We start from the raw sequence: 15,366 nt of genomic DNA on the forward strand, positions 1-15,366 counted from the left end.
ACCTCTCTCGTTGGAATCAGGGTCAACATACAAGGAGCGAGGCTTGCCCGCGAAGCTTTTAGGCTTCACTCCCGCTGCTCAAACCCTTCCCCGATACACCCCAGACACCGCACGAACGCCGCTTTCGCCGGGTCGACCACCAACGCCTGCCCCGCATCGCCAACGCCGCCACCCAGCGCGGTAAACGGCAATGACACCACAAACGCCCCCGCACCGATCACCGTCGCCACGACCAGCAAGGGTCGGGCAATCAGCAAATCGCCGAGCATGGCGTACGCCGGGGGATTCTGGATGGTGTAACGCGGGTCGCCGCTGCCGGTGTTTGCCGCCAGCACTGGCGCGCCGATACTCAGCAGCAACGCGACGACAAGGGTTCGAAACAGGCTCATGACACGGTCCTTCGGCTAGGCAGTGAGCACTGACTATAGACCGCGTGAGGTATCAGCTCTGACAGCGCGGGCAAAAGACGCTGGCGCGCTGCCCGAGTTTCACGTCCCGCAGCTCCGTCCCGCAGACCTTGCACGGCTCACCGCCGCGGCCATACACGAACAGTTCCTGCTGGAAATAACCCGGCTGACCATCACCGCCGATAAAGTCGCGCAACGTGGTGCCGCCGCGTTCGATAGCGGCAGTCAGGATGCGTTTGATCTCGATCGCCAATTTCAGATAACGCGCCCGAGAGATGCTCTTGGCCTCACGACGCGGGTCGATACCTGCCGCGAACAACGCTTCGGTTGCGTAGATGTTACCCACGCCGACCACCACCGCGTTGTCCATGATGAACGGTTTGACCGCCATGGATCGACCGCGGGACTGCTGGAACAAGCGCTCACCGTCGAACAGGTCAGTCAACGGCTCCGGCCCCAGGCGAATCAGCAACTCGTGGTTGAGCGGGTCGAGGCTCCAGAGCATCGCACCAAACCGTCGCGGGTCGGTGTAACGCAAGGCCAGGCCGGATTCCAGCTCGATGTCCACATGCTCATGCTTGGCCACCGGCGTGCCGACTGCCACCAGACGCAGATTTCCCGACATGCCTAGATGGCTGATCAGCGTGCCGACTTCGGCATTGATCAGCAGGTACTTCGCGCGTCTTTCCACCAGCACGATGCGCTGACCCGACAGCCGCACATCCAGGTCTTCGGGAATCGGCCAGCGCAAGCGGCGGTCACGCACGATCACCCGGCTGACGCGCTGGCCTTCCAGGTGCGGCGCAATTCCGCGGCGAGTGGTTTCGACTTCAGGCAGTTCCGGCATGGTGCTCTCGAATCAGGCTGTGCACGCTCAGCGGTGAGTGCCAAGGTCGCGAATCGTTTGTTTGAGGGTCTCGAAGTCGTAGTCCGAGAGGCCGACATAATCGAGAACCAAAGGCCCGATGCTGTTCCACTCATGATCCTCGGTCTGATTGCCCAGTACTCGATAGGACCCACAAATGTGCTCGGCCATCTTCAGGATCGCCAGCAGATTTTTCAGCTGGCTGTTGCGCAACGACTCATCGCTGAAGATCGCCAACGCATTGTGGTGATTGGCGATGGCGGCGGTTACAGGCTCCGGCAGGCGCCAGGATTTGGCGGTGTAATAACCCACCACCGCGTGGTTGGTATTGAACACCCGATTCTCCGTGTCCACCACCCGGCATTCAGCGCTGGCGCTGGCATAGGCCTCTTCCAGAACGGTCATGTAGTTGGGAAAACGCTGGAGCATCAGTGGCACCCCGCAGTCATGGAACAGACCCAGGGCGTATGCTTCATCGCCGGCCTGGGCACCGATGCGCTTGGCCAGGGTCAGGCAGGTCATCGCCACGTCCTGAGCGGTGTCCCAGAAACGATTCAAGGTGACGATGGTGTCGTCATTCATCTCGCCCTTGATCGACTGCGCGTTGATCAGGTTGATGATCGAGCGGCTGCCCAGCAGATTCACCGCACGCTGAATCGAGGCAATCTTGTTGCTCAAGCCGTAATACGGCGAGTTGACGATTTTCAACAAGGCGCCAGAGAGGCCCGGGTCCTGGGAGATCAGCTTCGCGATCACCTCCAGATCCGGATCGGGCATGTACTGCTCCATCTGCAAATCCACCATGATCTGCGGCTGGGCCGGCACGCTGATGCCTTGCAGGGACTGTTGAATCTGTTCGGAAGTCAGCTCTTGGGCCATAAGTACACACTCTGGGACAGGCGGCGATTCTAACCCTTCTAAAGTTAGATCCGACACCTTGGCCGGTACATCGTCTGAAGTTTCATCAAAGCCCGGGCGTTCCTCACCGCATGTCTATCCGCCAAACCGTGGCCTTGCGCAACACGCTATACTCCCGCTCTTTTTTCCGGAGCGACGTCATGTCCCTGCCTAGCCTGCGCCTCAAAGCCAACGCCGACCGTCGCCTGCGAAATGGCCATTTGTGGGTCTATAGCAACGAAATCGATGTAGCCGCTACTCCTTTGCACGGTTTCAAGGCCGGCGACCAGGCGATCCTCGAAGCTGCCGGCGGCAAACCGCTGGGCATCGTTGCCATGAGCCCGAACAACCTGATTTGTGCCCGTCTGCTGTCGCGCGACATCAAGTTGCCGCTGGACAAGTCGCTGCTGGTGCATCGCCTGAACGTTGCCCTGTCCCTGCGCGATCGTCTGTTTGACAAGCCGTTCTATCGCCTGGTCTACGGCGACTCCGACCTGCTGCCAGGCCTGGTGGTTGACCGTTTCGGCGACATTCTGGTGGTACAGATCGCCTCGGCAACCATGGAAGCTCATAAAGAAGACGTGATCGCGGCCCTGACCCAAGTGCTCAAGCCTAGCGGCATTCTGTTCAAGAACGACTCCGCTGCCCGTGATGCCGAAGGCCTCAACCGCTACGTCGAGACCGTGTTCGGCCTGGTGCCGGAGTGGGTCGCGCTGGAAGAAAACGGCGTGAAATTCGAAGCGCCCGTCATCCAGGGACAGAAAACCGGCTGGTTCTACGACCACCGCATGAACCGCGCGCGTCTGGCACCTTATGCCAAAGGCAAACGCGTGCTGGACCTGTACAGCTACATCGGTGGCTGGGGCGTGCAAGCGGCTGCGTTCGGCGCCAGTGAAGTGTTCTGCGTCGACGCGTCGGCCTTCGCCCTCGACGGCGTGGAGCGCAACGCCGCGCTGAACGGTTTTGCCGACAAAATGACCTGCATCGAAGGCGATGTGTTCGAAGCCCTGAAAGAGCTGAAAGCCAGCGAAGAACGCTTCGACGTGATCGTTGCCGACCCGCCGGCATTCATCAAACGCAAGAAAGACATGAAGAACGGTGAAGGCGCCTACCGTCGCCTGAACGAGCAAGCCATGCGCCTGCTCAGCAAGGACGGCATCCTGGTCAGCGCTTCGTGCTCGATGCACCTGCCCGAAGACGATCTGCAAAACATCCTGCTGACCAGCGCCCGTCACTTGGACCGCAACATCCAGATCCTGGAGCGCGGCGGTCAGGGCCCGGATCACCCGGTTCACCCAGCCATCGCCGAAACCCGCTACATCAAGAGCATCACCTGCCGTCTGCTGCCAAACAGCTGATTACGCCGGTTTGACGGGGGGCCAACCGGCTCCCCGTTCTATTTCCGTTATTGAATTTTCCAACTTCCTACTCCCGCCGTCTTACTGACTTGCAGGACGTTTCGCGCTGTCTTTTATTTTAGCGGACAAGACTTACAAGATTCATCCAGCCCCACGATTGATCCGACAAAATTACTGGAACATTCCTACCCAATATCCCCTTGATAAGAACTCATTACAAACTATGATTAAGGTGTCACAAAGGAGTGACACTCACTATCAATTACAAGGAGTTCAAAACATGAAAGCAATTACTCTGGAAGCAAACAAAATCGCCAACCTGTCTTTTCTGGTTGCTCCAAAAGCCCGCTAAGTAAATGAGACGCTGGGGAGTGCCGGCTACCCAGCGTTTTCTAGAGTACGGACCAGAGTGAGTTGCAAAATATGCAGATTAACCCTTATATATTCATACTGCCTCGTTCGCCCGGCCAAATAGTCTGGGATTACAAGAATCACAAACAGTTCGAATTGAACCTGGAATATTCAACCCGCCTCGCACACCTTATCGACAAGCCTGAAAAGTTTGACAATAACAATACAATAGACAATCAATTTGTAAGCGCAGGAATACTAACACCCTTAATGCATGAGCCTATTGAATGGGGCTGGGATGAACTGTCGAAAATATTTCATATCGGCACCAAGAACATCCCGTGTGAATATGTTCCCCAAGATATTAATGAATGGTCAAGACACTATATGGACCATTGCGCCGAAGTACTGGCCACCCCTACTCCAGAGAGCAGCCTCACGGAGCGCCCGACAAGCGCGCGGATTACCCTGCCCCAACCTTCCTGCTTCCCGGTAAACGCTCTTGTAAAGACGTTGATCGAGCGAAAGACCTGTCGCACCTTCACGGGCGAAAGGGTTTCCCTCGATGATTTGAGCACTCTCCTGTATTTGTCCCTTGGCTATCTGCGTGAGCGCGAAAACGATATCGACGAAACCATCGCAGAAGGTCATGGCGCCCGGCGTAGCAGTCCATCCGGTGGCGGGCTGAATGCCTGCGAAGGTTTTCTTCATGTTCAGAACGTCAGCGGCCTGAATCCCGGGCTCTACGCCTACCACCCCACCGAACACGCATTGAGCTTCGTCAATCCGCTGCCTGACTCGCCTTTGGGGCAGTTGTTGTGTGGGCAGCATTTCATCAACAATCTGCCAGTCGGCCTGTTCATCACCGCTCGCTTCGACAAACTGTGGTGGAAATATGAACACTCGCGGGCGTACCGAATGGCCTACGTGGAAGCCGGTCATATTTCCCAGACCTTTCAACTGGTGGCCACCGCACTTGGGTTGAACACCTGGCTGACCGGTGCGTTGGCAGACGATCAGGTCGAAACGTTGCTGGGGATCGAGGACAGCGCCGAACAGCCGTTGTTTTTTGTTGCCTGCGGCCAGAGTGACGGACAAGCAATGTGCAAAGAATTGAAAGCGCTGCTGAACAACCGAGGCTCACACCAATGAGCGAGCCCCGCACAGACGACCTTTCCCTTCCCGACGCCTGGGCCCAGCGCTTCACCCTCGGCGACTGGAACACTCGAGCCTCGGTACGAACCAGCCAGCACTGCTATCAATTGCCATCAGACCTGGAACGGCAACTGGAAACACGACACTGGTTCCCGCCGGCCTTCCTGCCCTACCTGAGCCACCCGGCAATCGAAGCAGCAGGCAGCGCGATCGTCCATCGATTATCGGCCAATCATCTGGTGTATTTCCTCGACTACACCACCCGACTCGAACATCGGATCGTCAACCGCTCCGTGGAAACCATCGTCCACGATGAGCTCGGTGCGTCCATCCCCCGACGAATGAAAACGGCCGCCCTCCAGCTCTATACCGATGAGGGTTATCACGCCCTGTTTTCCAATAGCCTCGCCGAGCAGATAGCCGACCTCTACGGCATGACCCAACGCCCAGCGATGCCGCACCGCATTACCCGACTGAACGCCCTCATCGACCACACCCCCGACAGGCATAAGGCGCTGGCCTGGTTTCTCGTCGGCTTCGTGTCCGAGACAATCATCGCCAGTGAACTGCTCGAGGTTTGCCGCAACGGGCTGGTGTCCAGCGTCCAGGAAATGCTCAGGGACCACCTCACGGACGAGGCCCGACACAGTCGCTACTTTTCCGAAGTGTTTCATTATCTGTGGCTGACACTGAACAGCAGCCAACGCACCTTCGCCGCAAAGTTGCTGGTAGACGTCATCCCGATGTTCTTTGGGGTCGATGAGCGATGGCTGAAGGAAAGCCTGAACAGTGTGGGACTCGGCGAGAATTGTGTCGCAGAAATCCTCAATGCCCTGACAGGCCCGCAAGCCTGCCTTCAGCGCTCCCGATCGGGCGCAGGCGCGACGTTTCAGGCAATGGAAAAGGCAGGTTTTTTCGACCTGCCTTCCAACCAGCAGCTCTTCGTAAAGGCAGGACTTGTCGATGGATGAAGGAAAATCCGCAGTCAGTTTCAAAAACCGTCGAGCCACGGTCATTCTGTTGATGACCATGACACTGCTCGGTGTCTTCCCCCTCGATGTGGTGCTCCCGTCCTTTCCCGTTCTTTCTGACTACTTTCAGACTTCACCGTCCGAGATTGCCCTGTCCGTCAGCGTGTTCGCCATGGGTCTGGCGTTGTCCGTGGTGCTGGTCGGACCGTTGTCAGATTTGTGGGGGCGCAAGAAGCTGCTGCTGGCAGGTATCGCAATCGCGGTGGTCGGTGCGACGGGTTGCCTGGCTTCCAGCGAGTACAACTGGTTTCTGTTCTTTCGCGTGATCCAGGCGGTTGGTTGCGGATCGTTCGTGCTGTCACAGGCACTGGTTCAGGATTTGTTCGTCGGCAAGGAACAGGAGCGAATCAGAATCTGGATGGTGACGGGCGGCGGGGTGTTCATATCGATTTCGCCCCTGCTGGGGGCCTGGTTGCAATCGCAGCTAGGCTGGCAGGGCAGCTTTTATGTGTTTATCACGCTGGCCGTCATTGTCTGGCTCAAAGCCTGCTTTCTGTTCAAGGAAAACCCGCACCGTCATACGGCGTCGCACGGACGATTTTTCAGTGCCTATTGGCGGGTGTGCTCGGATCTACGCTTCATGGGTTACTGGCTAATTTCAGCGTTGGCCTTTGCCTGCCATTTTTCGTTCATCGTCATTTCACCGATCATTTTCATGGAAAGTCTGGCGTTTTCGTCATACGAATTTGCCTGGGCGTTATTGCTGTATGGCGTGGCCTATGTGTTCGGCGGGATTGTCGCCAGCGCCCTGCATCGGCACCTGCAAGCCAACACGCAGATAGCTATCGGTCTGGGTCTGATCGCGTTGTCAGGGTTGATCATGCTGTGGTTGGCGGATCAGTTCGGCCTCTCTGCTGCCGCGATACTGATACCCATGCTGATTTGTACAGCAGGCACCACCATCGCCAGACCTATCGCCAATTCCAAAGCCATGAGTCTCTACCCACAGAACGCCGGAACGTCTACCTCGGTCGGCGGCGTGCTGATTTTCATGTTCGGTGGCGTGATCAGCGTGGTGATCAATCTTGCGTACGACGACCTGACCACGGCGCTTGCCTTGTGTTTCCTGACCTTGAGTGCCGCGGGTCTTGGCTTGAATGTACTGATCACACGGCGGCATCTGGCGCTGAAGGTGGGCTGACACCTGCCGATCGTCATTCCGTACGTTGTGTCAGTACTGGATCAACACTTCCCGGCATTCCCTCCTGACGCCAGCCGTGTAGAATCGCGACATTCATCGCCAGTCATCCCCCGGCGGGTTTATGAGCTCAAGCTGAAGCGCGCGGCGATCCCGCAAAGTTATCGGCAACTTCCGGACACACGGCCATTTCTGAGTGTTCCAGACGTCAATAGAAGCTCACTTCCCTTTTGATACCTGATTAGCCGCCCGGAGTGCTTCATGCCTGATTACCGCTCGAAAACATCCACCCATGGCCGCAACATGGCCGGCGCCCGCGCACTGTGGCGTGCCACGGGGATGAAGGATGACGACTTCAAAAAGCCGATCATCGCCATTGCCAACTCCTTCACCCAGTTCGTACCGGGCCACGTCCACCTCAAGGACCTGGGCCAACTGGTCGCCCGCGAGATCGAACGCGCCGGCGGTGTAGCGAAAGAATTCAACACCATTGCCGTGGATGACGGCATCGCCATGGGTCACGACGGCATGCTCTATTCGCTGCCGAGCCGCGAGATCATCGCCGACTCCGTCGAATACATGGTTAACGCCCACTGCGCCGACGCGATCGTCTGCATCTCCAACTGCGACAAGATCACCCCTGGCATGTTGATGGCGTCCCTGCGCCTGAACATCCCGGTGATCTTCGTGTCCGGCGGCCCGATGGAAGCCGGCAAGACCAAGCTGGCCAGCCACGGCCTCGACCTCGTCGACGCCATGGTGATCGCCGCCGACTCCAGCGCTTCTGACGAGAAAGTCGCTGACTACGAGCGCAACGCCTGCCCGACCTGCGGTTCGTGCTCCGGCATGTTCACCGCCAACTCGATGAATTGCCTGGTCGAAGCCCTCGGCCTGGCATTGCCGGGCAACGGTTCGACCCTGGCCACCCACAGCGACCGCGAACAACTGTTCCTGCAGGCCGGCCGCACCATCGTCGAGCTGTGCAAGCGTTACTACGGCGAGAACGACGAGTCGGTGTTGCCGCGCAACATCGCCAACTTCAAGGCGTTCGAAAACGCTATGACCCTGGACATCGCCATGGGCGGTTCCACTAACACCATCCTGCACTTGCTGGCCGCGGCCCAGGAAGCCGAGATCGAGTTCGACCTGCGCGACATCGACCGTCTCTCCCGTCTCGTGCCGCAACTGTGCAAAGTTGCGCCGAACATCCAGAAGTACCACATGGAAGACGTGCACCGTGCCGGCGGGATCTTCAGCATCCTCGGCTCGCTGGCCCGTGGCGGCCTGCTGCACACTGACCTGCCGACCGTGCACAGCAAAACCCTGGCCGAAGGCATCGCCAAGTGGGACATCACCCAGACCAGCGACGAAGCGGTGCATCACTTCTTCAAGGCCGGCCCTGGGGGCATCCCGACGCAAACCGCGTTCAGCCAGTCGACCCGATGGGAGACCCTGGACGACGACCGTGAAAACGGCTGCATCCGCAGTGTCGAACACGCCTACTCGAAAGAAGGCGGCTTGGCCGTTCTCTACGGCAACATCGCGCTGGACGGCTGCGTGGTGAAAACCGCCGGCGTCGACGAGTCGATCCACGTCTTCGAAGGCAACGCAAAGATCTTCGAAAGCCAGGACAGCGCCGTACGCGGCATCCTCGCTGACGAAGTGAAGGCCGGCGACATCGTGATCATCCGTTACGAAGGCCCGAAAGGCGGCCCGGGCATGCAGGAAATGCTGTACCCGACGTCGTACCTGAAATCCAAAGGCCTGGGCAAAGATTGCGCCCTGCTCACCGACGGCCGTTTCTCCGGCGGCACTTCGGGCCTGTCCATCGGCCACGCTTCGCCAGAAGCGGCGGCGGGCGGCGCGATCGGTCTGGTGCAGGATGGCGACAAAGTGTTGATCGACATTCCGAACCGCTCGATCAACCTGTTGATCAGCGACGAAGAAATGGCTGGGCGCCGTGCCGAGCAAGATCAGAAAGGCTGGAAACCGGTGGAAAAACGTCCACGTAAAGTGACCACTGCACTGAAAGCCTACGCCCTGCTGGCGACCAGCGCCGACAAGGGTGCTGTGCGTAACAAGGCAATGCTCGACGGGCTGTAAGCGTCAGTCGCAGTAACAAAAATGCCCCGCCAAGTGCGGGGCTGATCGTTCCCACGCTCCTGCGTGGGAATGCCTCAAGGGACGCGGAGCGTCACGGGCTGCATTCCCACGCAGAGCGTGGGAGCGATCATCGAAGGGGTTACTGAATCTCTTCAGGCTTGACGATCACCCAGTTCTTGTCCGCCGTCACCGGCAACCCTTCCTTGGCCTGGGCCGCAGCGTGCTTGGCCATCATGCCGTTAATCTGGGTCATGTATTTGTCTTTGCGGTTGACCCACAAGTGGATGCCACCCTTGGCCACGTCTACGCTGTGGAACAGCATGAAACCATCGCTGGTCGGTGTATCGCCGCCGACCAGAACCGGTTTTTTCCACTCATCGATGTAGGTCAGAATCGCCGCGTGTTTGCCGGCCATCCAGGTCGCCGGAGTCCACAGGTACGGAGTCAGTTCGAGGCCGAGGTTAGCCTTCTCGTCATACTTGCCCGCGGTGATCTGTTTGCGCGCCGTGGTCAGCTCGCCGGTCTGGCGGTCCTTGAGTAGCATGGTCACGCCGATCACGTTCTGCGGTTTCACGTTGTAGCCGTACTTCGGATCGGCGGCGACCATCCGCACCAGTTCTTCGGAAGCGGCGGTCATCACGTAGACCTCGATGCCGTTCTCCATCAGCTTGTTGTAGAGCTCTTTCTGGCCGGTGAAGATTTTCGGCGGGTTGACGTCGAGGTTCTTGACCACGTCGCCTTCGTAGTAAGTCGCCGGCACCGGTTTACCGGACGCCATCAACTCATCGACGTAGCCTTTGAGTTCCTGGAGGGTGAAGCCGGAAAACACTTGGGCGACCCATGGGTAGCAAACCATGTCGTCGAGTTCGCAGAGGCGATAGTAGTAGCTGAACAGGCTTTCCTTGTGGTCGGCGGTGTCTTTGAAAGGCATCAGTTTCAGGGAAGGGTCGAGTTTCTCGCGGGTGATCAGGCCTTTGTTTTCCATGTACGGCAGCAACGACTCTTCGAGATCGTAGCGGTAACTGGTGTTGTCCATGTCGAACACCGCGTAGTTACCCTTGTTGGCGTTGGCGGCGATCATCGCGTCCAGCGCCTTGGCCTGATCGGCTGGCCAATGCTTCAAGTCCGTGGCGAATACCTGGCCGGCGAGGCTCAGGCCCAAACTCAATCCCAGTGCAGCAACCAGAAATTTCGGTGCGAGCTTCATCGGCATGCTTTCCTTATTAAAAGACCCTGATTCAAAGAGATCGACGCTAACAAATTAATGTGACAGTGCTCGCCTGCCCGCGACCGCTTGCGTCCCTATTGCGCCAGCTGCATCCCTGACAGCGACAGCTGCTTATTCCAAAAACGACAGTAATCAGATGTTTTGGATATTAATTCATTAGATATCAGCCTGTTACGCTCGCCGGTTCGCGGCTGCCCCGATCGTGATCCCGCTGGTGTTTTCCTCGATCCTCAGCGCCGTGGCCCACCGCACGCCGGTACTGACATTTGCCTTCACCAGCCGCTCCAGCGCCGCGACGATTCCGCTGAGCATCGAAGCGCAGACCAGCCGTTTGGGTATTCCACAGTCCATCGCCAGTTTCGCCGCGTCGTTCGGCGCGACCATTGGCCAGAATGGCTGTGCCGGTCTGTACCCGGCGATGTTGGCGGTGATGGTTGCGCCGACGGTGGGCATCAATCCGCTAGACCCGTTGTGGATTGCGACGTTGGTGGCGATTGTGACGCTGAGTTCGGCTGGTGTGGCCGGCGTCGGTGGTGGCGCGACATTTGCCGCGTTGATCGTGCTGCCGGCGATGGGGTTGCCGGTGTCACTGGTGGCGTTGCTGATTTCGGTCGAGCCGCTGATCGACATGGGCCGTACGGCGTTGAACGTGAGTGGTTCGATTACGGCAGGGGCGATTACCAGCCAGATGATGCAGCAGACGGATAAAGAACTGCTGGATGCGGATGAGCATGCGCAGTTGGCTCACGCTTAAGTCTTTCAGCGACTGAGCGGGCCTCTTCGCGGGCAAGCCTCGCTCCTACGGGATTACTGTCGAACGCAATTTTCGCAATCGACCCAATTCCTGTAGGAGCAAGGCTTGCCCGCGAAGCTTTTCAGGCCTTCTCCCAAACCTCGAAGTTGTACGCCGGCTTGTCATCCACAGCCGGATTCTCGGTGTTCGACACCAGTTTCCACGCCTTCAAATCAAACTCCGGAAACCACGCATCCCCGTCCGGACTCAACGCCACGCGCGTCAAATACAACCGATCAGCCTGAGCCAACCCTTGGGCATACAACTGCGCCCCGCCAATCAGCATCAGCTCATCGACGCCCTGCTCGCTCGCCCATTCCTGCGCCCGAACCACCGCCGCTTCAAGCGACGGATAAACCTCCGCGCCTTCCAGTTGCAGATCCGCCTGACGGCTGACCACGATGTTCAATCGGCCCGGCAGCGGACGACCGAGCGAATCCCAGGTCTTGCGACCCATGATGATCGGCTTGCCGAGGGTGGTGGCCTTGAAGTATTTGAAGTCCCCCGGCAGGTGCCAGGGCATGCTGTTGTCGACGCCGATCACACGGTTTTCACCGAGGGCTGCAATCAGGCTGAGGGGGAGTGATTTAGTCATGCCGGCGAGGATACCAGAGCCTCCCGTACCCCGATAAGCGCCACAGCGGTTATGCTCACCGTTCAATTGAGCGACGGGATGGCGCGTGACTGAACTGACTCCACTGCAAAACCTCTGGCTGACCGAGACGGTGCGCCTGCGTGAAGAACACGCCGGGCCCCTGGATGATCTGGAAGCCAACCGACTGGCCCGCAGCGCGGGCGGCGATCTGCCGACACGTATTGCGCGCCGCGCCCTGTGGCTGGCCGAACGCGATGGGCTGACCAGCGCCCTCAAACATTGGCTGCAAGGTGCGCGGCTGGCACTGTTGGTGCTGGCTGTTCTCGCCGTCGCCAGCGGCGCCGGCCTGGCGTTTGCCGCGCTGGGCGACGGACAAAACCCGGTCAATGTGTTCTGGGCCTTGGGCAGTTTGCTCGGGCTGAACCTGATTCTATTGCTGAGCTGGGCATTGGGCCTGGTCTTCGCCGGCGAACACGGCGCCACCCTCGGCCGCTTATGGTTATGGCTCAGCGAAAAGCTCGCTCGCGATGCCAAAGCCGCGCAACTGGCCCCGGCCCTACTGCTATTGCTGCAACGACAGAAACTCAATCGCTGGGCGGTCGGTGTGCTGGTCAACGGTTTGTGGTTGCTGGCGATGCTCAGCGCCCTGGTGATCCTGTTGATGCTGATGGCGACCCGGCGTTATGGCTTCGTCTGGGAAACCACCCTCCTCAGCGGCGACACCTTCGTCGTCATGACTCAAGCCCTCGGCGCCCTGCCGGCCGTGCTGGGTTTCAACGTACCGACCGTGGAAATGATCCGCGCCAGCGGCGATGCCGCGCTGAATATCGAGAGCGCCCGCCAGGCCTGGGCCACATGGCTGGTCGGCGTGTTGGTGGTCTACGGTGTTTTGCCACGGCTGTTGCTGGCGCTGTTTTGCCTGTGGCGCTGGAAAACCGGCCAGGCGGCATTGCACCTGGATTTGAACCTGCCCGGTTACACCCAGCTGCGCGAACGGCTGATGCCCACCAGCGAACGCCTGGGCATCAGCGACGCTGCGCCAGAGCAACTGCATCGTATTGAAAAGGGTGTCAGCGACCTGCCAAGCGATGGCGCGCTACTGGTGGCCATCGAGCTGGACGATCAACGCCCGTGGCCGCCGCCACTGCCGAAAACCGTGAGCAACGCCGGCATTCTCGACAGTCGCGAATCACGGCACAAACTCCTCGAACAGCTGAGCCGCTTCCCTCCTGCTCGTCTGGCCATCGCCTGCGATCCGCGACGCTCGCCGGACCGCGGCAGTCTGGCACTGATCGCCGAACTGGCGCGCAGCGCCAGCGCCACCCGCGTCTGGCTGCTGCAAGCACCGCCGGGCGAAGCGCTGGATGCCCAAAGGCTGGGTGACTGGCACGTGGCGCTGCAGCAGCTGGACTTGCCGTTTGCCGATTGCGCGCCGTTGAACTGGCTGGAGACCGGTCATGACTAATCCCTGGAAACCGCCCTTGAAGCTTGCGGTGGTCGGCCACACCAACGTCGGCAAAACCTCGTTGCTGCGCACCCTGACCCGCGATGTCGGTTTCGGGGAGGTGTCTCATCGCCCCAGCACCACACGACACGTCGAAGGCGCGCGATTGTCGGTGGACGGTGAGCCTTTGCTCGATCTCTACGACACCCCCGGTCTGGAAGACGCCATCGCTTTGCTCGACTACCTCGAGCGTCTGGAACGACCGGGTGAACGCCTCGACGGCCCGGCGCGTCTGGCGCGATTTCTTGAGGGCAGCGAAGCCCGGCAACGTTTCGAACAGGAAGCCAAGGTGCTGCGGCAACTGCTGACCTGCGACGCCGGTCTCTACGTGATCGACGCCCGGGAACCGGTGCTGGCCAAGTACCGCGACGAACTGGAAGTGTTGGCCAGCTGCGGCAAACCGCTGCTGCCGGTACTGAATTTCGTCAGCAGCGCCAACCACCGCGAACCGGATTGGCGTGAAGCGTTGGCACGCCTCGGTTTGCATGCGCTGGTGCGTTTCGACAGCGTCGCACCGCCGGAGGACGGCGAACGTCGGCTCTATGAAAGCCTCGCGCTGCTGCTGGCAAACGCCCGCCCACAACTGGAACGCCTGATCGCCGATCAGCAAGCCCAACGCCAGGCCCGGCAACAGAGTGCGGCGCGGCTGATTGCCGAATTATTGATCGATTGCGCCGCCTGCCGGCGCAGCGTGGTCAGTGAAGCCGAGCAAGAACAGCAGGCCATCAACGAACTGCGCAAAGCCGTTCGACAACGGGAACAACGCTGCGTCGAAGCGCTGCTCAAGCTCTACGCCTTCCGTCCACAGGATGCGGCGGCCAGTGATCTGCCGCTGCTTGATGGCCGCTGGGGTGACGACCTGTTCAACCCCGAAACCCTGAAACAGCTGGGCGTGCGAGTCGGTGGCGGTATCGCTGCCGGTGCGGCAGCCGGGGCCGGCGTCGACCTGTTGGTGGGCGGGCTGACCCTTGGCGTAGCAGCATTGGCCGGGGCCATTGCTGGCGGAGCTCTGCAAACCGCCCGCAGTTATGGCGGCCGGTTGCTGGGCAAGATCAAAGGCCAGCGGGAGCTGACCGTCGATGACAGCGTGCTGCGGCTATTGGCATTGCGTCAGCGGCAACTGCTGCAAGCGCTCAATGCGCGTGGGCATGCGGCGATGGACAGCATTCAGGTGGCCACGCCCCATGACAAAACCTGGCGCGAAGGCAAACTGCCCGAGCCACTGAACAAGGCGCGGGCGCATCCGCCGTGGTCATCGCTTAATCCTCATCCGAAGCTGAGCCAGGCAGAACGGCAGGAGCAGGTTGAGGCGTTGGCTGAGAAAGTGATTGAGTCTTAGCCCCCCTGTAGCAGCTGCCGAGCCTGCGAGGCTGCGTTCGGCGGCGGAGCCGTCGTAAAACCAGACAACGCGGTCTTTCAGGCAAACCGTGTACACAGGATTTGCGAGGACTTCGGTCGAGCGCGACCCCGGCTCGAACGCAGCCTCGCAGGCTCGGCAGCTGCTACAGGACCGCTACCTGCCGAGCTTCAAAAACTCCCGCGCCATCGAGGCGACTCGTCGCCGATCCGTGCGATCCGCCCGCCCGTCATTGTCCACATCCGAGCTCAATATCACTTCCAGTCCGCCATCATTATCAAGATCGTGAGCTGCTGCTTTGTAGTTAATCGTCGGCCCTTCATGAAAATGCAGGCGTACGGTTTCTGGCGTGCCGTCAGCGGATGGATTCTGCGAGAAGATTCGCAAGTGACGGTCCTCACCCTCCCCCCTGTTGTACCAGGCGCATTTCAAATACGTTTTGCTGAAAGACTTGAGCCGCTGTCGATCCGCCTCCGTCGCCTTGCGCTGCAACTGGTCATCTTCATAGAACTCAAAATAAACGATATCCGCCGCCCCCTGACCGCTTCGATCCTGTGCAATCACTTTCAAATAACGCATCCGTG

The 15,366-nt window shown here is 59.4% G+C and carries 14 protein-coding genes; 8 read left to right on the forward strand and 6 right to left on the reverse strand.

The window, feature by feature from the left end; genetic code table 11:
• Positions 1-65: 65 nt before the first annotated feature.
• Genes QK293_RS23385 through QK293_RS23395 form a run of 3 tightly spaced genes read right to left on the reverse strand, consistent with a single transcriptional unit; the run spans position 66 to position 2,097 of the window.
• Positions 66-389: a multidrug transporter gene (locus tag QK293_RS23385; RefSeq protein ID WP_282381571.1), complete on the reverse strand. Its 324-nt coding sequence runs from the start codon at positions 387-389 to the stop codon at positions 66-68.
• A gap of 52 nt (positions 390-441) precedes the next feature.
• Positions 442-1,254 (reverse strand): bifunctional DNA-formamidopyrimidine glycosylase/DNA-(apurinic or apyrimidinic site) lyase, encoded by an 813-nt coding sequence (mutM, locus tag QK293_RS23390; protein ID WP_282381573.1) that lies wholly within the window; start codon positions 1,252-1,254, stop codon positions 442-444.
• Positions 1,255-1,281: 27 nt separating this feature from the next.
• Positions 1,282-2,097 carry an HDOD domain-containing protein gene (locus QK293_RS23395; protein ID WP_282381663.1) on the reverse strand — a complete coding sequence of 272 codons (816 nt, stop codon included), beginning with the start codon at positions 2,095-2,097 and terminating at the stop codon, positions 1,282-1,284.
• 233 nt (positions 2,098-2,330) lie between these two features.
• Between QK293_RS23395 and QK293_RS23400 the strand changes: the two genes are divergently transcribed.
• From QK293_RS23400 to ilvD, 5 genes are all read left to right on the forward strand, one after another.
• On the forward strand, positions 2,331-3,527 hold the full coding sequence (locus tag QK293_RS23400) for a class I SAM-dependent rRNA methyltransferase (protein WP_282381575.1): 1,197 nt from the start codon (positions 2,331-2,333) through the stop codon (positions 3,525-3,527).
• Between the two features lie 423 nt (positions 3,528-3,950).
• Positions 3,951-5,030: a SagB family peptide dehydrogenase gene (locus tag QK293_RS23405; protein WP_282381577.1), complete on the forward strand. Its 1,080-nt coding sequence runs from the start codon at positions 3,951-3,953 to the stop codon at positions 5,028-5,030.
• Entirely contained in the window at positions 5,027-6,004 is a 978-nt protein-coding gene (locus QK293_RS23410; protein WP_282381579.1) for a diiron oxygenase, read from the forward strand. The genes QK293_RS23405 and QK293_RS23410 overlap by 4 nt, the downstream gene beginning before the upstream one ends.
• Positions 5,997-7,205, forward strand: coding sequence for an MFS transporter (locus QK293_RS23415; protein ID WP_282381582.1), 1,209 nt, complete (start codon positions 5,997-5,999; stop codon positions 7,203-7,205). Before QK293_RS23410 ends, QK293_RS23415 begins: the two co-directional genes overlap by 8 nt.
• Before the next feature lie 258 nt (positions 7,206-7,463).
• A complete protein-coding gene (gene ilvD, locus QK293_RS23420; RefSeq protein ID WP_282381584.1) occupies positions 7,464-9,305 on the forward strand; it encodes a dihydroxy-acid dehydratase in 1,842 nt (613 codons plus the stop codon).
• A gap of 139 nt (positions 9,306-9,444) precedes the next feature.
• On the opposite strand, the gene QK293_RS23425 is transcribed toward ilvD, so the two are convergent.
• On the reverse strand, positions 9,445-10,512 hold the full coding sequence (locus QK293_RS23425; RefSeq protein ID WP_282381665.1) for a haloacid dehalogenase-like hydrolase: 1,068 nt from the start codon (positions 10,510-10,512) through the stop codon (positions 9,445-9,447).
• Between the two features lie 181 nt (positions 10,513-10,693).
• On the opposite strand from QK293_RS23425, the gene QK293_RS23430 reads away from it, so the two are divergent.
• Complete coding sequence (locus QK293_RS23430; protein WP_348775355.1) at positions 10,694-11,287, forward strand: cation:dicarboxylase symporter family transporter; 594 nt, start codon at positions 10,694-10,696, stop codon at positions 11,285-11,287.
• A 121-nt stretch (positions 11,288-11,408) separates the two neighbouring features.
• Here the strand turns inward: QK293_RS23430 and QK293_RS23435 are convergent, their stop codons facing one another.
• Positions 11,409-11,921: a dihydrofolate reductase gene (locus tag QK293_RS23435; RefSeq protein ID WP_282381586.1), complete on the reverse strand. Its 513-nt coding sequence runs from the start codon at positions 11,919-11,921 to the stop codon at positions 11,409-11,411.
• 85 nt (positions 11,922-12,006) lie between these two features.
• Between QK293_RS23435 and QK293_RS23440 the strand changes: the two genes are divergently transcribed.
• Both QK293_RS23440 and QK293_RS23445 read left to right on the forward strand, forming a co-directional pair.
• Positions 12,007-13,386, forward strand: coding sequence for a DUF2868 domain-containing protein (locus tag QK293_RS23440; protein WP_282381588.1), 1,380 nt, complete (start codon positions 12,007-12,009; stop codon positions 13,384-13,386).
• Positions 13,379-14,764, forward strand: a complete 1,386-nt coding sequence (locus tag QK293_RS23445; RefSeq protein WP_282381590.1) for a GTPase/DUF3482 domain-containing protein — start codon at positions 13,379-13,381, stop codon at positions 14,762-14,764. Before QK293_RS23440 ends, QK293_RS23445 begins: the two co-directional genes overlap by 8 nt.
• A 174-nt stretch (positions 14,765-14,938) precedes the next feature.
• Here QK293_RS23445 and QK293_RS23450 read toward each other — a convergent pair whose 3' ends face one another.
• Positions 14,939-15,361, reverse strand: coding sequence for a hypothetical protein (locus tag QK293_RS23450; RefSeq protein ID WP_282381592.1), 423 nt, complete (start codon positions 15,359-15,361; stop codon positions 14,939-14,941).
• Between the last annotated feature and the right edge of the window lie 5 nt (positions 15,362-15,366).

This window comes from Pseudomonas sp. AL03 (assembly GCF_029960815.1).
Lineage (GTDB): Bacteria > Pseudomonadota > Gammaproteobacteria > Pseudomonadales > Pseudomonadaceae > Aquipseudomonas.